This is a genomic window from Kushneria sp. EE4 (assembly GCF_977968315.1).
On record NZ_OZ386212.1, the window covers coordinates 1,809,641 to 1,824,746 of the forward strand.

Below are 15,106 nucleotides of genomic sequence, written 5' to 3' on the forward strand. Positions count from 1 at the left end.
GTGTTGATGAAATGTCCCTATTTGCTACATGCAGGAAGTGTAAATGTCTTGCCCCCTGATCGTAATCCTGGGTGATCAATTGACCGATGATCTCCCCGTTTTGACAGGCGCCCCCGCCGACGCTGTGGTCGCTTTGTTCGAGGTCGAGGAAGAGGGACGCTATGTCCCGCACCATCCACAAAAGATTGCCTTTCTTTTTTCTGCCATGCGTCATTTTGCCGAGACGCTTCGTGGCCAGGGTCGGCAGGTACATTACACCTGCCTGGATGATGGCGATAATACCCACGACCTGATCGATGAGGCCGAGCGTGTTGCCCGGCTTTATGACTGTGACGAAATTCGAGTGACCTATCCCGGTGAATGGCGTCTTTTTGATCGCATTCAGAAAAGACGCCACGGCGTCCTGGCCTGGCACATGGTTCACGACGACCGCTTTTTCTGCACCCGGGAAAGCTTTCATCAATGGGCGCAGGGCCGCCAGCGATTTCGCATGGAACACTTTTATCGCTGGATGCGTCGCGAGACCGGCCTTTTGATGGATGAAAACGGCAAGCCGCAGGGCGATCAGTGGAATTTCGATCATGACAACCGCAAACCCCTGCCCGATCACATCGATTTTCCGGCGACGCCACAGCACAAGCCGGACGCCATCACCCGCAAGGTTCTGGCGCTGGTCGAGACACACTTCGGCCAGCACTTCGGCTCGCTTGAGGGCTTCAACTGGCCCGTCACGCGACGCCAGGCGCTTAACGACCTTACCCATTTCATCGAGCACGCTCTGCCCTTTTTCGGCGATTATCAGGACGCCATCAGCGACCGGCATCCCTTTTTGTACCATGCCCGACTGTCAGGGGCGCTCAACGCCGGGCTGCTCAGACCGCTGGAGGTTTGTCAGGCCGCCGAAAAAGCCTGGCAGGACGGTAGCGTTCCCCTTAACTGTGCGGAAGGGTTCATACGCCAGATTCTGGGATGGCGTGAATACGTGCGCGGCATCTACTGGCTGAACATGCCGGAGTACAAGCAGCGCAATGCTTTAAAGGCCGACAGGGATCTCCCCGCCTTCTACTGGAGCGGCGACACCGATATGCGCTGCATAAGGCGCGCCATCGAGATGACCCGGGATAACGCCTACGCCCATCACATTCAGCGACTGATGGTCACCGGCAATTTCGCCCTGCTGTGCGGCGTGCGCCCGGAGGCGCTGTGTGACTGGTATCTGGCCGTCTATATCGATGCCTATGAATGGGTGGAGCTGCCCAATACGCTGGGCATGGTGCTCTACGCCGATGGTGGCTATCTCGGCTCCAAACCCTACTGCGCCTCGGGCAAATACATCGATCGCATGTCGGATCACTGTCAGCACTGCCGCTATGACGTCAAAAAAAGCCTTGGTGAGGACGCCTGCCCTTTCAACAGCCTCTACTGGTACTTTCTGGAACGCCATGAAAAGCAGCTGGCCGGCAATCAGCGCATGAAGCTCATCTATGGCTCGCTGAACAAAATGGCCGACGACAAGCGTCAGGCGCTGCGGGAACAGGCCATTCGCTTTCTGGATCAGCTGGATTATGAGCCCGCCTACGGACAGGGCGATCATCTGGCCGGATATGGCCAGCGTACCGGCACAGGCAGTGATTGAGACGAACCATCCAAAAAAAAGCGCCGGCAAGGGCCGGCGCGGAGTCATTTCATTTTATATGTCATGTACTGGTGTTTTTAGTGGCATGCGCCGCTATCAAATTCGTGGTCGTTAAACTCAGACGGCAATGGCAAGCTCGGGTACGTGACCCAGCTGGACCAGACGACGTGAGCTGTCGCTGCCATCCTCTTCGCTTTGACGAACGATCCAGGCGTGGCTGATGCCCACCCCCAGCAGCTGATCGATGGCTTCATCGATCGAGCGAAACAGACAGGGCTTGCCCCGGCGACTGAGCTTTTGGCGCTCGCCGCTGCTCGTTTCACATTCAATCTGGTAGATGTGGCTTAACGTATTGCGTACAACGCGTACTTCCATTTCACGATGGTGGGAAGCGGCTTGTTTTAGTTGCTGTAATTCCATGTAACCCTCCCTGGGCTATCTTTTCTCATCGCACTCTCGGCGATGGATATCTCTATGTCGTTTCTATCAGTCGTTAAAACGGTAACAGTGCCGGATGACTATTCCGTGTCAGTGCCAGCACTGTTTTTCCGATAATGGTCTTTCGGGACTACATTGCCGGGTCGTCATGATCGAGGGCGATATGACGTGCCAGACAGGCTTCAAAAATGGCCCGCTGCGGCGCAGTCATCATTTTGCGGGCACGCATGAGGTGTTGCTCACCCAGTCGCTGCAGTCGAGCCACAACCGTGTCAAGCCGGGTCGTGTCGGCAAACAGGGCATCGGGTAGCGCAATCCGGCGCTCGAGCACACCGAGATACCAGATATGGTCGATCATGGCAGGGCCGTCCGAGAGCTCGGAAGCGGCGGGTATCATCAGACCATTATGAAGTACATCCTCCAGGCGTTGATCGCTTGAAAAGACGCCCTTTTCCTCATGATAGGGGTGAATCAATTCGATCACCCCTGGGTAGCGCTTAACAAGGCGCTCGGCCAGCGGCGCGTATCGCGCACCGGGCAGAGCGCAATGCGTGAGATGACGCAGCCCGAACACCAGTATGGCGCGACGACCTTTATCAAGCACCTCCCGCTCGACACGTTCAGCGTAAGCCTTCTCACGCTGTTCGTGCCAGAGGGCAAACGTCTCGCTGTCGAGTGTTTCCCAGTCAATGCGCGGTTCGGCCAACACGATGCGAACGCGACGCGCTGGAAGCCGCTGCAGATTGATGGCACGGATACGCCTGAAGAAGTCGGCATAAACGGGCGGACTCCACAGCAGAAAATAGAGCGTGTCCTGCCGGACCGCCTCAAGCCCCGTCTCACCGACGTTCTCACCGCTGATGTAGCGGTCAAGCCATGCCTGGTGACGCTCGCTGCCAAATTCGACAACGATATCGTCAAACGTTCCCTCCAGCGCCGGATTTTCCAGCAGCGTGGTAATCGCGGCCATCACCTCCGGACACCAGTGAATCTCCCCAAGCCCCACCAGAGGACAGCGTTTGAGGATTCCGGCGATGAGCGTTTCAGGCTGGCTTGCTCTCATGGCGCCATATCGAAACAGACAGGCTGCGATTCGAGCACGCGCATCAGACGCTGCGCGATCGTTGCCAGATGCCTTTGGTGCATGAGTTCCGGGTGGGTGGCCGGCAGATCAAGATTGACGATGTCGCCGCCCACATAGGGCTGCCAAGCGCGTCGATCCAGCCAGTCTTCTTCCCGGGGCGTGGCCGCCGTAAAGAAATGCATGTCGCCGCCATACACCAGATGATGGGTATCGCGTACCAGCCGGCTATTGTTGATTACCACGTCCACCAGGCCGTCCAGCGTTGATGATGACAGCTGTCCCAGTGCACTGCCTTCACGCTGTAGCAGCGCAATGACCTGTGCCCGGCGCGATCCGGTATCTTCTGTCAGCGCCATATCGGCAAGCCCGGCAATACGCAAAAGCGCCTCAAGCGCCATGCCTTCATCCGGTGGCGTCATGTCGCGCCAGAGGTCCGCCGGGTAGGCATCCAGCAGCGCCAGCATGCCAACCTCCTCGCCTTCCCGCTCCAGCAGGGCAGCCATGGTATGCGCGATCATGCCGCCAACCGACCAGCCCAGCAGATAATAGGGCCCGTGAGGCTGGCGTCGACGCATCTGTTCGATGTAGTCATGCGCCATCGCCTCCATGGTCTCCGGCAGTCGACTCTCCGGCAGCAGTCCGCGTGCCTGCAGGCCATACAAGGGATAGCGGGACGACAGCGTGCGTGCAAGCCCCGCATAGCACCAGGCCAGACCGCCCGCCGGATGGATGCAAAAAACGGGCGATGCCTCGCCACCTTCGCGCAGCGGCAGTACCACATCCAGCCCGCCGGCCGCAGCGCCCGCCAAATCGAGCGCATCAAGTGCCTCGATGGTCGGTGCTTCAAACAGCGTGGCAATGGTCAGACTTGATCCCAGCGCCTCGTTGAGACGTCGCATCAGCTGCAGCGCGTTCAGCGAATTGCCACCCAGATCGAAGAAGTTGTCCCGGATACCGACGCGCTCAAGGCCGAGGACTTCTGCAAATAGATCGGCCATGATCTGCTGACGGGGCGTCGCCGGTGCAACGCGTTCCTCACCGGCCTCCGGGGCCGGCAGGGCCCGACGATCGAGCTTGCCATTGGGGCTCAGCGGCAGCGCCTCAAGCATCATGATCGTCCCGGGAACCATATAGTCCGGCAGAGTACGAGCCAGATGGCGCTTGAGCGTATCCAGCTCAAGGGTCCGAGCATCCCGGGGCACGACATAGCCGACCAGCCGGGCACTGTTGCCGCTACCGTGAACGCTGACCACGGCGTGCGCCACCTCATCATGGGAGAGCATGACGGACTCGATCTCTCCCAGCTCCAGGCGCTGCCCACGCAGCTTGATCTGATGGTCGATGCGCCCCAGATATTCGAGCACGCCGTCAAAACGCCAGCGCGCCAGATCACCGGTGCGATAGAGCTTCGAGTCGGGCTCAAGCGTCGGACAATCGATAAAGCGTTCGGCCGTCAGCGCCGGCTGGCCCAGATAGCCGCGTGCCAGATTGCGCCCGGCAATGTAGAGCTCGCCCGACATTCCCGGCGGCACCGGCTGCAAACCGGCATCAAGCACATGAAGGTGGGTATTCCAGATCGGTGCGCCAATGGGCACACTGCTGCCTGTATCGCTGGCATCACACTGCCAGGCACTGACGTCTACCGCCGCCTCGGTCGGGCCATACAGATTGTGCAGGGCCACACCGGGCAGACGGGTCAAAAAGCGCCTCTCCAGCTCGCGGGAGAGCGCCTCGCCGCTGACAAAGACCTGGCGCAGGGCGTGCAGGCGCTCAATGTCCCGGTCATTCAATTCATCGAGCAGGATATCGAGCATCGAGGGCACAAAGTGCAGCGTGGTGATCGCCTCACCGATCATGGTGTCGATCAGATAGCGCGGGTCGCGGTGTCCGCCCTCCTTCGCCATGACCAGCGCTGCGCCGCTGACCATGGGCCAGAGGAATTCCCATACCGAGACATCGAACCCGTTGGGCGTTTTCTGCAGCACCCGGTCCTTTTCTCCCAGTGCATAGCGCCCCTGCATCCAGAGGATGCGGTTGACGATGGCGTGATGCTCGACCAGTACCCCCTTGGGCGTGCCGGTCGACCCGGAGGTAAACAGAATATAGGCGCCCAGTGCGACGTTACGCTGCCCTGCACTGCCGGGCACCAGTGCTCGAGCCCCGGAACTGTCCGCCAGCGCCGGATTCACGACCGGAGTGCGGGCAAAGCGCTCGCGCTGCGACTCAAAGCTCAGGATCAGACGCGGTGCGGCGCGCGTGACGATATCGTCGAGGCGCGCATCCGGGTATTCCAGCGGCAGCGGCAGCCAGGCGGCCCCCACATGATGGATGGCCAGCAGCGCCACCTGCATTTCCAGCGAACGCGGCAGCGCCACACCCACTGAGTCACCCGGGCAGACGCCCTGCCCGGTCAGGGTATCGGCCAGCGCCTGAACCTGACGTCCCAGCGCCTGGTAATCCAGAGTATGGCCTTGCGCCACCAGCGCCGGCGCATCCGGCGTTTCACTGACCTGACGCTCGAAAAGCGTGGCCATGTGTGTCTTTTCCACCGGGTGGTCGGTGGCATTAAAGCGTGCCAGCGCCTCACGATCCTCGGGAGTGGCCAGCATCAGCTCTTCCACCGGCGCTTCAGGTGCGGCCATGAAATTGACAAGCCACTGCGCCAGGCGCGCGAGATGACACTCAAGCTCGGCCTTGTCATACAGTGCGGGGTTGCCATCGAGCGCCAGGCGCATGGCCTCGCTGTCACCGCCGAGATAGACCGAAAAGACCAGATCATCGACCGGGCCCGCCACGAGATGATGCCGGTATACCCGGCTTTGCGGCCACTGACCGCTTGAATCAAACGGCAGAACGTTGACGTGCATGCCCAGAAGCGGACGCCTGCCGGGACGGCGCCCCAGGTCCCGCAGCAGCCACTCGTGGCGGTAACGCTGATGACGGCGCAGGCTGGCCAGCGACTCGGCCGCCGACCGGCACCACTGCAGCGGCGTGGCACTGAAGTCGTTTTGCAACCGCAGCGGCAGCATATTGACCTGAGTCATGGGGGCACGCAGCGCTGCCCCCTGCATGCGCCCCATCATGGGCACGCCCAGCGTCACGTCACTGCGCTGACACATGCGCGCATACCAGGCCCCGCTGGCCGCCAGAATGGCTTCGGCAAGCCCCTGCTGCTGTGCCCGGCACTGTTCATGAAATTGCTGACTCTCATGATGACCCAGCGCCATCTCGCAGCGCAGTGCATGGGGCTGCGCCGGGGCAAACCGTCCCGACGGTGACACGGGTTCGGGATCATCGGCGAACAGGGCGTGCCAGTGGGCACGGTCTTTGGCCAGCGCCGGACCGGCCAGATAGCCCTGCTCCTCCTCGATGACGCGATCAATGCTGCCATACCAGCCGGCTCTGGCGTTTTCTCCCTTGCCCAGCGCGATATAGTGCTCGGCGGCGCGCTGCTGTATCAGCCCATAGGCCCAGGCATCCGCCGCCACGTGGTGCATGTTGAGCCACCAGAGGATGTGGCCGTCTGCCAGGCGCCAGAGAGCCTGGCGATACAGCGGTCCTTTTTCCAGCGCAAAGGGGGCTTCCCGACGAGCGGCCATCTGATGCCATGCCAGCTCGCGGGCATAAGGATTATCGCGCAAATCGATGATCTCCGGCACGACGGCCCGGCCGGTGCCACTGCCCGCAGTCCTTGCCGGTCCGTTGTCAGTGGCCACAAAGCCCTCAAACAGCCCGTCGGCCTCGCTCACGGCCATCGACGCTGCCAGTGCCAGCCGGTCGATATCGATGGCACCCGTGAACTCAAGGCACTGTGCGGTGGAATATCCTCCCTGACAGGTACTGCTTTGCTGGCCGTACCAGATACCGGCCTGCGCGCCGCTGACGGGAAGAAAATCGGCCTGACTCATGAGATCACCATCTTCTGCAATACCACCCCTTTGCGGGTCTTGATGACAGTACACCGGTCGAAAGGAAAAACGCTTCCCGACCGCAATGCTGTGAACGGATAGACGCCTGAATTTAAATAATAATGGTTCTCATTTCAAATAAAGCGCCCGATATTTCTTTTCACCGACGTGAGCGCATGCAAAACGGGACCGAATGTTGCCATCCGGTCCCGTTCGTTATCTGCTCAAAGCCTGCCGGGGCCTGATGCCTACTCGCGATTGAAGGTGGCCGGATCAATGGCCACACCCAGCGAGCGGCGATCGATCCAGCGCCCCGCCTTGGTTTCCTTGTAGCGAAATACAACGTAGTCGCCTATCGACACATCAAGCTGGGCTTCTTCAACCTGATAGGAGTAGACCTCACCGTTAACGGTCAGGGTGTGCCGGTAGAGATCCGGCATGCCCAGCCACTCCTTGAAGGGGCCCTCGGTTTCGACGCTTTCAAGCGTGCCACGTGCTTCCAGTTTGGGTTGACGACGTCCGCCGCGACGGTATCCAGCCGGCATGTTGACTCCTGTCAGGCTTATCAGGAAAAAGGAAATGGCGCCCGGGGCGCCGTATTTGATCGATCAGAACACGCACTCGGTGCGGTTTACTCTTCGTACTGGCCGTAACTGCCCGGCGCAAGATCCTCAAACCGGGTGTACCTGCCGATAAAGGCCATGTGCACAGTGCCGATGGGCCCGTTACGCTGCTTGCCGATAATCAGCTCGGCCAGCCCCTTGTTGTCGGGGTTGTCCTTGTTGTAGACCTCGTCACGATAAACGAAGGCGATGACGTCAGCATCCTGCTCAATGGCGCCGGACTCGCGCAGATCCGACATGACCGGTCGCTTGTTGGGACGCTGCTCGAGCGAACGGTTAAGCTGCGACAGTGCCACGACCGGGCAGTTGAATTCCCGGGCCAGCCCCTTGAGCGCACGCGAAATTTCCGAAATTTCCGCGGTACGATTTTCCGACATGCCCGGCACCTGCATCAGCTGCAGATAGTCGATCATGATCATGCCGATACCGCCGGCATCTCGCGCGATACGCCGGCTTCGCGAGCGCATCTCATTGGGCGAGAGTGCCGCGGTATCATCCACGTAAAGCTTTTTGTCCTTGAGCAGATTGACCGCCGAGGTCAGCCGCGGCCAGTCCTCATCCTCGAGCTGTCCGTTACGCACCCGAGTCTGGTCGATGCGCCCCAGCGAGGAGATCATGCGCAGCATCAGCGACTCGGCCGGCATCTCCATCGAAAAAACCACGACCGCCTTGTCGCTGCTGACCACGGCGTGCTCGACCAAGTTCATGGCAAAGGTGGTCTTGCCCATCGAGGGGCGCCCCGCCACGATCACTAGATCGGAAGGCTGGAGGCCGGAGGTCATGTCATCCAGGTCGCGAAAACCGGTCGACAGCCCCGTCATCTGTCCCTTGAGATTGAACAGCTCATCGATGCGATCCACTGCCTTGCTCAGCAGATCGCTCATGCCGATGGCGCCACCGCTTTTGGGACGCGATTCCGATATCTGAAAGACCAGTCGCTCGGCTTCATTGACAAGCTCGTCGGCCGAACGCCCCTGAGGGTTAAAGGCGCCTTCGGCGATCTGGTTGGCGGCGGTAATCAGTTTTCGAAGCGCGGCACGCTCACGCACGATATCGGCGTAGGCGCGGATGTTACTGGCAGATGGCGTATTGCGGGCAAGCTCGGCCAGATAGGAGAGTCCGCCTACCCGATCGAGAAGGTCGTGGGACTCAAGCTCTTCGGAAAGCGTCACCACATCCAGAGGTCGGCTTTGTTCTGCCAGACGCCCCATGGCCTTGAAGACATCACGATGCTCGATACGGTAGAAGTCATCGCTGACCAGACGGTCGGCAATCTCATCCCAGGCCTGATTGTCCAGCATCAGACCACCCAGAACGGATTGCTCGGCTTCAAGCGAGTGCGGCGGCACCTTGAGCGCAGCGGTTTCCCGATCGTATTCGATCACTTCACTCATGACGACGATTAACCATATTACGACTTACCCGGGAGAGTGATTCAGCGCAGGGTCATAGCCTACGCCCGCAGGAAGAACATGTCATGATCTCTTCCGTGCGTGAGCAGTCATTAAAAAAAGGGGCACACAAGGTGCCCCTTCTCGTGGCATATCATCGATATGCACAGCGCCATCACGATGGCTTATTCAGCAACAACGACCACGCGAACGCTGGCGGTAACATCGGAGTGCAGACGCAGCTCGATGTCGTATTCGCCGGTCTGGCGAATCGGACCTGTCGGCATGCGCACTTCGCTGCGTGCCACATCGATACCGGCCTGAGCGATGGCATCAGCCAGATCGCGCGGACCGATGGAACCGAACAGCTTGCCTTCCTCGCCGGCGCGAGCGACGAGCGACAGCTCGATCTCGGACAGCTCTTCGGCGCGACGCTCTGCTTCGGCCTGACGCTCTGCGGCGTTGGACTCGAGCTCGGCGCGACGTGTTTCGAAGGCTTCGACGTTGGCTTTGGTTGCCGGAACGGCCAGGCCGTAGGGCACCAGGTAGTTACGACCGTAACCCGGCTTGACGCTGACCTGGTCGCCCAGTTCTCCCAGCTTGCCGAGCTTGTCGAGCAGAATGACTTCCATCTCGTGGACCTCTTAACGTTGACTGCCGATCAGACGCGTGCGGAAATCCGCAAAAGTATCTATCAGCGCCAGCAGCAGCACTATCACTAACGTGGGCCAGGTGGTCAGCAGCAGTGCATAAAAGCCGACCAGCCAGAACCCTCTCATGGACTTTACACCTACCACACCGTGTACCAGGGCAATGCCCGCTACCAGTAGAGGCACCCAGGCCATCAATACAGCGCCTGGAAACGCACCCAGAATGCCAATCGCGGTCATGGCGACCACGCCGGCGAGCTCCAGCTTCGACAGGCGAAAGCCATGGAACTCCTCACGGAAACCGCCAGGGTTATACAGACCGGCCTGCCAGCTGCGCGCCAGCGCAAGGCAGGCGGTCGCGGCCAGCATGACCATCAGCCCGGTAACGGCCGAGATCATCAACAGTGCCAGTCGTTCAACCGGCACACCCTGACTTGCGTACTGTCGAAGCAGTTCGTCAATTTCCGGTGCCTGAGCGCGGACTTCCTCTATCAGCTGCGAGGCATCAGGCGGCGCGAAGATCCCGATCTGGATCAACACGGCCACCACAACAGCCCCTGCCAGCAGGGTTTCACCCCAGCGAAATCGCTCTCGAAGGATAATGGCCATGGCTGTAACCAGCAGAATACTGGCCAGCGGAATGGCGTCCCCCTGCATCCACCACCAGCCTGCCGGCAGCGCAGCTGCCAGTACGACCGGTGACGCCGGGCCAAGACCGCGGCGTAGTGTCACCAGAGCACTGATGGCAGCAGAGAGCCAAAAAAGCCATGGAACCAGCGAGCCCAGCAGCGCCACGCCAATCGCGCGCGGCGTACTCTGCATTACCCAGCGAGCGAAACCCTGCATGGCGTAGGCAGCTTATTGGTGGCTGTCGGTATAGGGCAGCAGGGCCAGATAGCGAGCGCGCTTGATCGCGGTAGCCAGCTGACGCTGATAACGGGCACGCGTACCGGTAATACGGCTCGGGACGATCTTGCCGGTCTCGGTCACGTAGGCCTTCAGCGTGTCGAGGTCCTTGTAATCAATGTACTTCACGCCTTCAGCGGTGAAGCGGCAAAACTTGCGACGACGGAAAAAACGGGCCATGTCAGTCTCTCCAGTAGGTGGATTCAGGCCAGAGCATCAGCTCAGGAGGCAGCTTCGGTCGACTCATCAGAGCGTTCGCGCGGGCGATCGTCATCAGAATCAGAACGGTCGCGCGGGCGATCGTCATCGGAGCGTTCACGACGGCGTCCCTTTTCATCAGCCGCTTTCATCATCGGCGATGCTTCGGTGACGGCTTCAGTGCAACGCACGACCATATTGCGAATGATGGCATCGTTGAAACGGAAGATGTTTTCCAGTTCAGCCAGCGTTTCGCCGCTGCATTCAACGTTCATCAGAACGTAGTGAGCCTTGTGGATCTTGTTGATCGGGTAGGCCAGATGACGGCGGCCCCAGTCTTCAAGACGATGAACCGTGCCGCCGTTTTCAGTCACAAGCCCTGTATAGCGCTCGATCATGGCAGGCACCTGCTCGCTCTGGTCCGGGTGGACCATGACCACGATTTCGTAATGACGCATGGTGTCTCCTTTCGGTTTGACAGCTTCTCGATGACAGACACAGCCGCCATGGGAAGCAAGGAGTTGATAGAAGGGTATTTTTCGTTACAAGGGCAGGATCGAAGCCATTGTCTCGTGTCCTGCAAATGCATTCGGCGGCCGTAGCCGCCGCGAAACCGCACAATTGTAGGGAGATGGCCCGCCGCTTGCAAGCAAAAGGATCAGGACGTACGCCGCTGGCGCACCGCTTCAAACAGACAGATGCCGGTGGCCACCGACACGTTGAGACTCGATACCTGACCGGCCATGGGCAGCTTGACCAGCTGATCACAGTGCTCGCGCGTCAGACGCCGCAGCCCCTTGCCTTCGGCGCCCATGACCAGCGCGGTGGGCCCGCGCATATCGACATCGTGAACGAAGGCCTCGGCCTCTCCTGCAGCACCCAGCACCTGCATGCCGACGTCCTTGAGCTTTGCCAGAGCCCTTGCCAGGTTGGTGACCTGATAGACCGGTACGCTTTCCGCGCCGCCGCAGGAGATTTTGCGCACCGTGGCATTGAGTGGCGCCGAGCGGTCCCTGGCGACCATGACGCCGATCACGCCGGCCGCATCGGCCGAGCGCAGACAGGCGCCAAAATTGTGCACATCGGTCACCCCGTCGAGTACCAGCAGCAGCGGCGCCTGATCGGTTCGGGCCTCGAGCTGCCAGAAAAGAGAGGCTTCATTGTCGGCCACCAGCGGCTCACAAAAGGCGATAACGCCCTGATGCGCGCCTTCGGCAATCTGATCAAGCACCTCACGGGGCTGAAGCACAAGGCGCGCGCCCAGGCTGGCTGCCTGCTGCTGAATATCGGTCAGGCGCTTTTCCGCCTGACCTTCCTGTATCCAGAGCTCTGATGGCACCTGCTGGCGTGCCAGCAGGGTTTCAACGGCGTGTACGCCATGAACGGCATCCAGGCCGCGAGGCGCCGGAGATTTTACACTTGAACCGTCCCGACGCTTGCCGCGGTTCGTGTCACTCTGGCGCCTTTGCTCCTGCGGCCTGCCGCCGCCTTTTTTGCCGCCGCGCTGACTATCGCCCTTCATGACTTCTGACGACCCTTTTCAGCATCACGCTTGCCTTTTTCGCCACCGTTTTTGCTCTTGCCCTTTTCGGCGCTGCCCTTGCCTTTGGCGGCGCCGCTCTTGCGCTTGTCGGATTTGCCGTCTTCAGCGCTGGCTGACTTGTCGCTGCGCTTGCGAGGCTTTCGCGCCGCTGCGTCTTCTTCAGCCCTTAACGTATCCGTTGCCTTTGTCGCGCCGCTTTCAGCCCCTTTTTCTTCACGACGACGCAGACGCTCCTTCTTGCCCGGACGGGACTTGCGACGCTTTTTGCTCGGCGCTTCTGCTTCGGCAGGTGCTTCACTGTCACCGGTCGCTGCGTCACTGCCCGGCTTTCTTATGCGCCGGCGCGACTGGGGCTTGGCATCGGTCAGCATGAAATCGATCTTGCGATCATCAAGGTCAACGCGCGCCACCTGAACAGTGACGCCATCGCCCAGGCGATAGGTGACGCCCGTGCGATCGCCCTTGAGCTGATGCCGCTCGGCTTCGAACTGGTAGTAGTCGGAAGGCAGGTTGGTGATATGCACCAGCCCTTCGACGAAGTGCTCATTGAGTCGCACAAACAGGCCAAACTGGGTCACCGAGGCGATGGCGCCCTCAAAAACGTCCCCCACCTTGTCGGCCATGAACTCACACTTGAGCCAGTCCTCGACATCGCGCGTGGCCTCATCGGCGCGCCGCTCGGTCATCGAGCAATGCTCGCCCATGGTGACCATCTGCTCGAAGCTGTACGGGCACCAGCGCTGCGGCTCGTTGTCGGCCGCCCCTTCCACACGCTCTACGTTGGTCGAGTCACGCTGACTGCGAATCACCGAGCGAATGGCGCGGTGTACCAGCAGATCGGGATAGCGACGAATCGGCGATGTGAAGTGAGCGTAGGCGGCGTAGGCCAGACCAAAGTGGCCGTCATTTTGCGGCGAGTAGACGGCCTGGTTCATGCTGCGCAGCATGACCGTCTGGATGATATCGGCGTCCGGCCGACCATTGATAACCTCACGCAGATTCTGGAAATCCTGCGGCGTGGACTTGCCCTTTTCGCCGCTGGCGCCCAGCGTCAGACCCAGCTCGCCGAGAAAGGCGCGCAGCGTGGCCAGCTTTTCGTCCGAGGGCGAGGCATGAACGCGATAAAGTGCCGGCAGCTTGTGCTTTTCCAGAAAGCGTGCGGTCGCCACGTTGGCGGCCAGCATGCACTCCTCGATCAGCTTGTGGGCATCGTTGCGGGTGCGCGGTACGATGCGATCGATCTTGCGCTGGTCGTTGAAAACGATCTGCGTCTCGGTCGTTTCAAAGTCGATGGCACCGCGCACGGTACGCGCCTGACGCAGCGTTTTATAAAGCCCGTGCAGCGCTTCCAGCGGCTTGACGACGTGGGCGTACTCACTTCGTAGCGCCTGCCCTTCCTCGCTGTCGGCGTCTTCCAGCATGGTGCCGACCTTGTTGTAGGTTAGCCGCGCATGCGAGCGCATCACGCCTTCATAGAACTTGTAACGACTGATCTCGCCACGCTGCGAAATGTTCATTTCGCAGACCATGCAGAGCCTGTCGACGTCCGGGTTGATCGAGCACAGCCCGTTGGACAAAAGCTCCGGCAGCATGGGCACGACCTGGCCGGGGAAGTAGACCGAGTTGCCCCGCTGCCAGGCTTCCTGATCCAGCGGCGAGTCGACCTCGACATAATGCGAAACGTCGGCGATGGCAACGATCAGCTTCCAGCCGCCGGATTTCGTCTTCCAGGCATAAACCGCGTCGTCAAAATCCTTGGCATCTTCACCGTCGATGGTGACCAGCGGCCAGTCACGCAGATCGACGCGGTGACGCTTGTCTTCCTCGAGCACCTCATCGCTCATGTCACGAATCTGATCGTGCACCTCGGAGGGAAACTCGGCCGGGATATCGTGTTCACGAATGGCGATATCGATTTCCATGCCGGGGTCCATGCGCTCACCCAGCACCTCGGTCACTTCCCCGATGGGCTGCTGACGCAGGCCGGGCTGCGTGGTAATGCGCACCTCGACCACCTGACCATCTTCGGCGCCGTTGGCTGACCCTTCCTCGATGATAATTTCATGAGCGATGCGGCTGTTTTCGGGCACGACCACGGCAATATCGCTGCCGCGCTTGCGGTAAAGCCCGATCAGGCTGGGCGTATTGCGTTCAAGGATTTCGTTGACGCCGGCCTCTTCACGGCCGCGTCGATCCTTGCCACTGACGCGAACGCGAACGCGGTCACCGTCAAAAAGACGACGCATCTGACGCGGCGGAATGACCAGATCCGGCTTTTGCTTGTCATCGCGCACAAAAAAGCCGATGCCGTCGCGGTGGCCGACGACGCGCCCATCCAGCAACAGCTCGGGGTCGATGATTTCGAAAGCGCCGCTTTTGTGGCGCAGGATCTGCCCGTCGCGCTCCATGGCAGACAGGCGTCGTCGAACCGCTTCCAGGCGGTCCTCATCCTCGATGCCCAGCCGCTGGCTGACCTCTTCATGGGTGATGGGCTTGCCGTGCTCGGTCAGAATCTGCAGCAGGTATTCACGACTGGGGACCGGGTTGTCATATTGACTGGCCTCACGTTCCGCCTGCGGATCGTCGGCTGGCGTCCATTGACTCATAGATTGCTTCCCTGAAATGGTTGTCTTGTGATACCGGGCAAGATGGCGAGCAGCGGGCGCGGGATAATGTAATCTCTTTTCTTCATGACTTGGATTATAGCGGTCTCGACAGGACGACCCAAA

The 15,106-nt window shown here is 60.3% G+C and carries 12 protein-coding genes; 1 reads left to right on the plus strand and 11 read right to left on the minus strand.

Annotated elements, in window-relative coordinates:
- Positions 1–43 precede the first annotated feature (43 nt).
- Positions 44–1,636 (plus strand): cryptochrome/photolyase family protein, encoded by a 1,593-nt coding sequence (locus tag ACXMYO_RS08320; RefSeq protein ID WP_457808389.1) that lies wholly within the window; start codon positions 44–46, stop codon positions 1,634–1,636.
- Between the two features lie 117 nt (positions 1,637–1,753).
- On the opposite strand, the gene ACXMYO_RS08325 is transcribed toward ACXMYO_RS08320, so the two are convergent.
- The 11 genes from ACXMYO_RS08325 to rnr form a co-directional block, all read right to left on the minus strand.
- A complete protein-coding gene (locus ACXMYO_RS08325) occupies positions 1,754–2,056 on the minus strand; it encodes a DUF6482 family protein (protein WP_438768204.1) in 303 nt (100 codons plus the stop codon).
- Between the two features lie 148 nt (positions 2,057–2,204).
- On the minus strand, positions 2,205–3,137 hold the full coding sequence (locus ACXMYO_RS08330) for a hypothetical protein (RefSeq protein WP_457808390.1): 933 nt from the start codon (positions 3,135–3,137) through the stop codon (positions 2,205–2,207).
- Positions 3,134–7,066 carry an amino acid adenylation domain-containing protein gene (locus ACXMYO_RS08335; RefSeq protein WP_457808391.1) on the minus strand — a complete coding sequence of 1,311 codons (3,933 nt, stop codon included), beginning with the start codon at positions 7,064–7,066 and terminating at the stop codon, positions 3,134–3,136. The genes ACXMYO_RS08330 and ACXMYO_RS08335 overlap by 4 nt, the downstream gene beginning before the upstream one ends.
- A gap of 248 nt (positions 7,067–7,314) precedes the next feature.
- On the minus strand, positions 7,315–7,611 hold the full coding sequence (locus ACXMYO_RS08340) for a hypothetical protein (protein WP_086899441.1): 297 nt from the start codon (positions 7,609–7,611) through the stop codon (positions 7,315–7,317).
- 86 nt (positions 7,612–7,697) lie between these two features.
- Complete coding sequence (dnaB, locus tag ACXMYO_RS08345) at positions 7,698–9,083, minus strand: replicative DNA helicase (protein ID WP_457808392.1); 1,386 nt, start codon at positions 9,081–9,083, stop codon at positions 7,698–7,700.
- 182 nt (positions 9,084–9,265) lie between these two features.
- Positions 9,266–9,712, minus strand: coding sequence for a 50S ribosomal protein L9 (gene rplI, locus ACXMYO_RS08350; RefSeq protein WP_438768209.1), 447 nt, complete (start codon positions 9,710–9,712; stop codon positions 9,266–9,268).
- Between the two features lie 12 nt (positions 9,713–9,724).
- The gene (locus ACXMYO_RS08355; protein ID WP_438768210.1) at positions 9,725–10,576 is read right to left on the minus strand and encodes a hypothetical protein; all 852 of its coding nucleotides are present in this window, start codon (positions 10,574–10,576) and stop codon (positions 9,725–9,727) included.
- A 12-nt stretch (positions 10,577–10,588) separates the two neighbouring features.
- Entirely contained in the window at positions 10,589–10,816 is a 228-nt protein-coding gene (gene rpsR / locus ACXMYO_RS08360) for a 30S ribosomal protein S18 (protein WP_086622313.1), read from the minus strand.
- A gap of 41 nt (positions 10,817–10,857) precedes the next feature.
- Positions 10,858–11,292, minus strand: coding sequence for a 30S ribosomal protein S6 (rpsF, locus tag ACXMYO_RS08365; protein WP_115852664.1), 435 nt, complete (start codon positions 11,290–11,292; stop codon positions 10,858–10,860).
- Positions 11,293–11,492: 200 nt separating this feature from the next.
- Complete coding sequence (gene rlmB / locus ACXMYO_RS08370) at positions 11,493–12,356, minus strand: 23S rRNA (guanosine(2251)-2'-O)-methyltransferase RlmB (protein ID WP_438768212.1); 864 nt, start codon at positions 12,354–12,356, stop codon at positions 11,493–11,495.
- The gene (gene rnr / locus ACXMYO_RS08375; RefSeq protein WP_457808393.1) at positions 12,353–14,983 is read right to left on the minus strand and encodes a ribonuclease R; all 2,631 of its coding nucleotides are present in this window, start codon (positions 14,981–14,983) and stop codon (positions 12,353–12,355) included. Before rnr ends, rlmB begins: the two co-directional genes overlap by 4 nt.
- Between the last annotated feature and the right edge of the window lie 123 nt (positions 14,984–15,106).

What these genes read in the sequence shown, in the direction of transcription:
- ACXMYO_RS08325 (WP_438768204.1), bottom strand. Translation starts at nt 2,056, where the DNA reads ATGGAATTACAGCAACTAAAACAAGCCGCTTCCCACCATCGTGAAATG.
- ACXMYO_RS08320 (WP_457808389.1), top strand. Translation starts at nt 44, where the DNA reads ATGTCTTGCCCCCTGATCGTAATCCTGGGTGATCAATTGACCGATGAT.
- rpsR (WP_086622313.1), bottom strand. Translation starts at nt 10,816, where the DNA reads ATGGCCCGTTTTTTCCGTCGTCGCAAGTTTTGCCGCTTCACCGCTGAA.
- rnr (WP_457808393.1), bottom strand. Translation starts at nt 14,983, where the DNA reads ATGAGTCAATGGACGCCAGCCGACGATCCGCAGGCGGAACGTGAGGCC.
- ACXMYO_RS08355 (WP_438768210.1), bottom strand. Translation starts at nt 10,576, where the DNA reads ATGCAGGGTTTCGCTCGCTGGGTAATGCAGAGTACGCCGCGCGCGATT.
- rlmB (WP_438768212.1), bottom strand. Translation starts at nt 12,356, where the DNA reads ATGAAGGGCGATAGTCAGCGCGGCGGCAAAAAAGGCGGCGGCAGGCCG.
- rplI (WP_438768209.1), bottom strand. Translation starts at nt 9,712, where the DNA reads ATGGAAGTCATTCTGCTCGACAAGCTCGGCAAGCTGGGAGAACTGGGC.
- ACXMYO_RS08330 (WP_457808390.1), bottom strand. Translation starts at nt 3,137, where the DNA reads ATGAGAGCAAGCCAGCCTGAAACGCTCATCGCCGGAATCCTCAAACGC.
- dnaB (WP_457808392.1), bottom strand. Translation starts at nt 9,083, where the DNA reads ATGAGTGAAGTGATCGAATACGATCGGGAAACCGCTGCGCTCAAGGTG.
- ACXMYO_RS08340 (WP_086899441.1), bottom strand. Translation starts at nt 7,611, where the DNA reads ATGCCGGCTGGATACCGTCGCGGCGGACGTCGTCAACCCAAACTGGAA.
- ACXMYO_RS08335 (WP_457808391.1), bottom strand. Translation starts at nt 7,066, where the DNA reads ATGAGTCAGGCCGATTTTCTTCCCGTCAGCGGCGCGCAGGCCGGTATC.
- rpsF (WP_115852664.1), bottom strand. Translation starts at nt 11,292, where the DNA reads ATGCGTCATTACGAAATCGTGGTCATGGTCCACCCGGACCAGAGCGAG.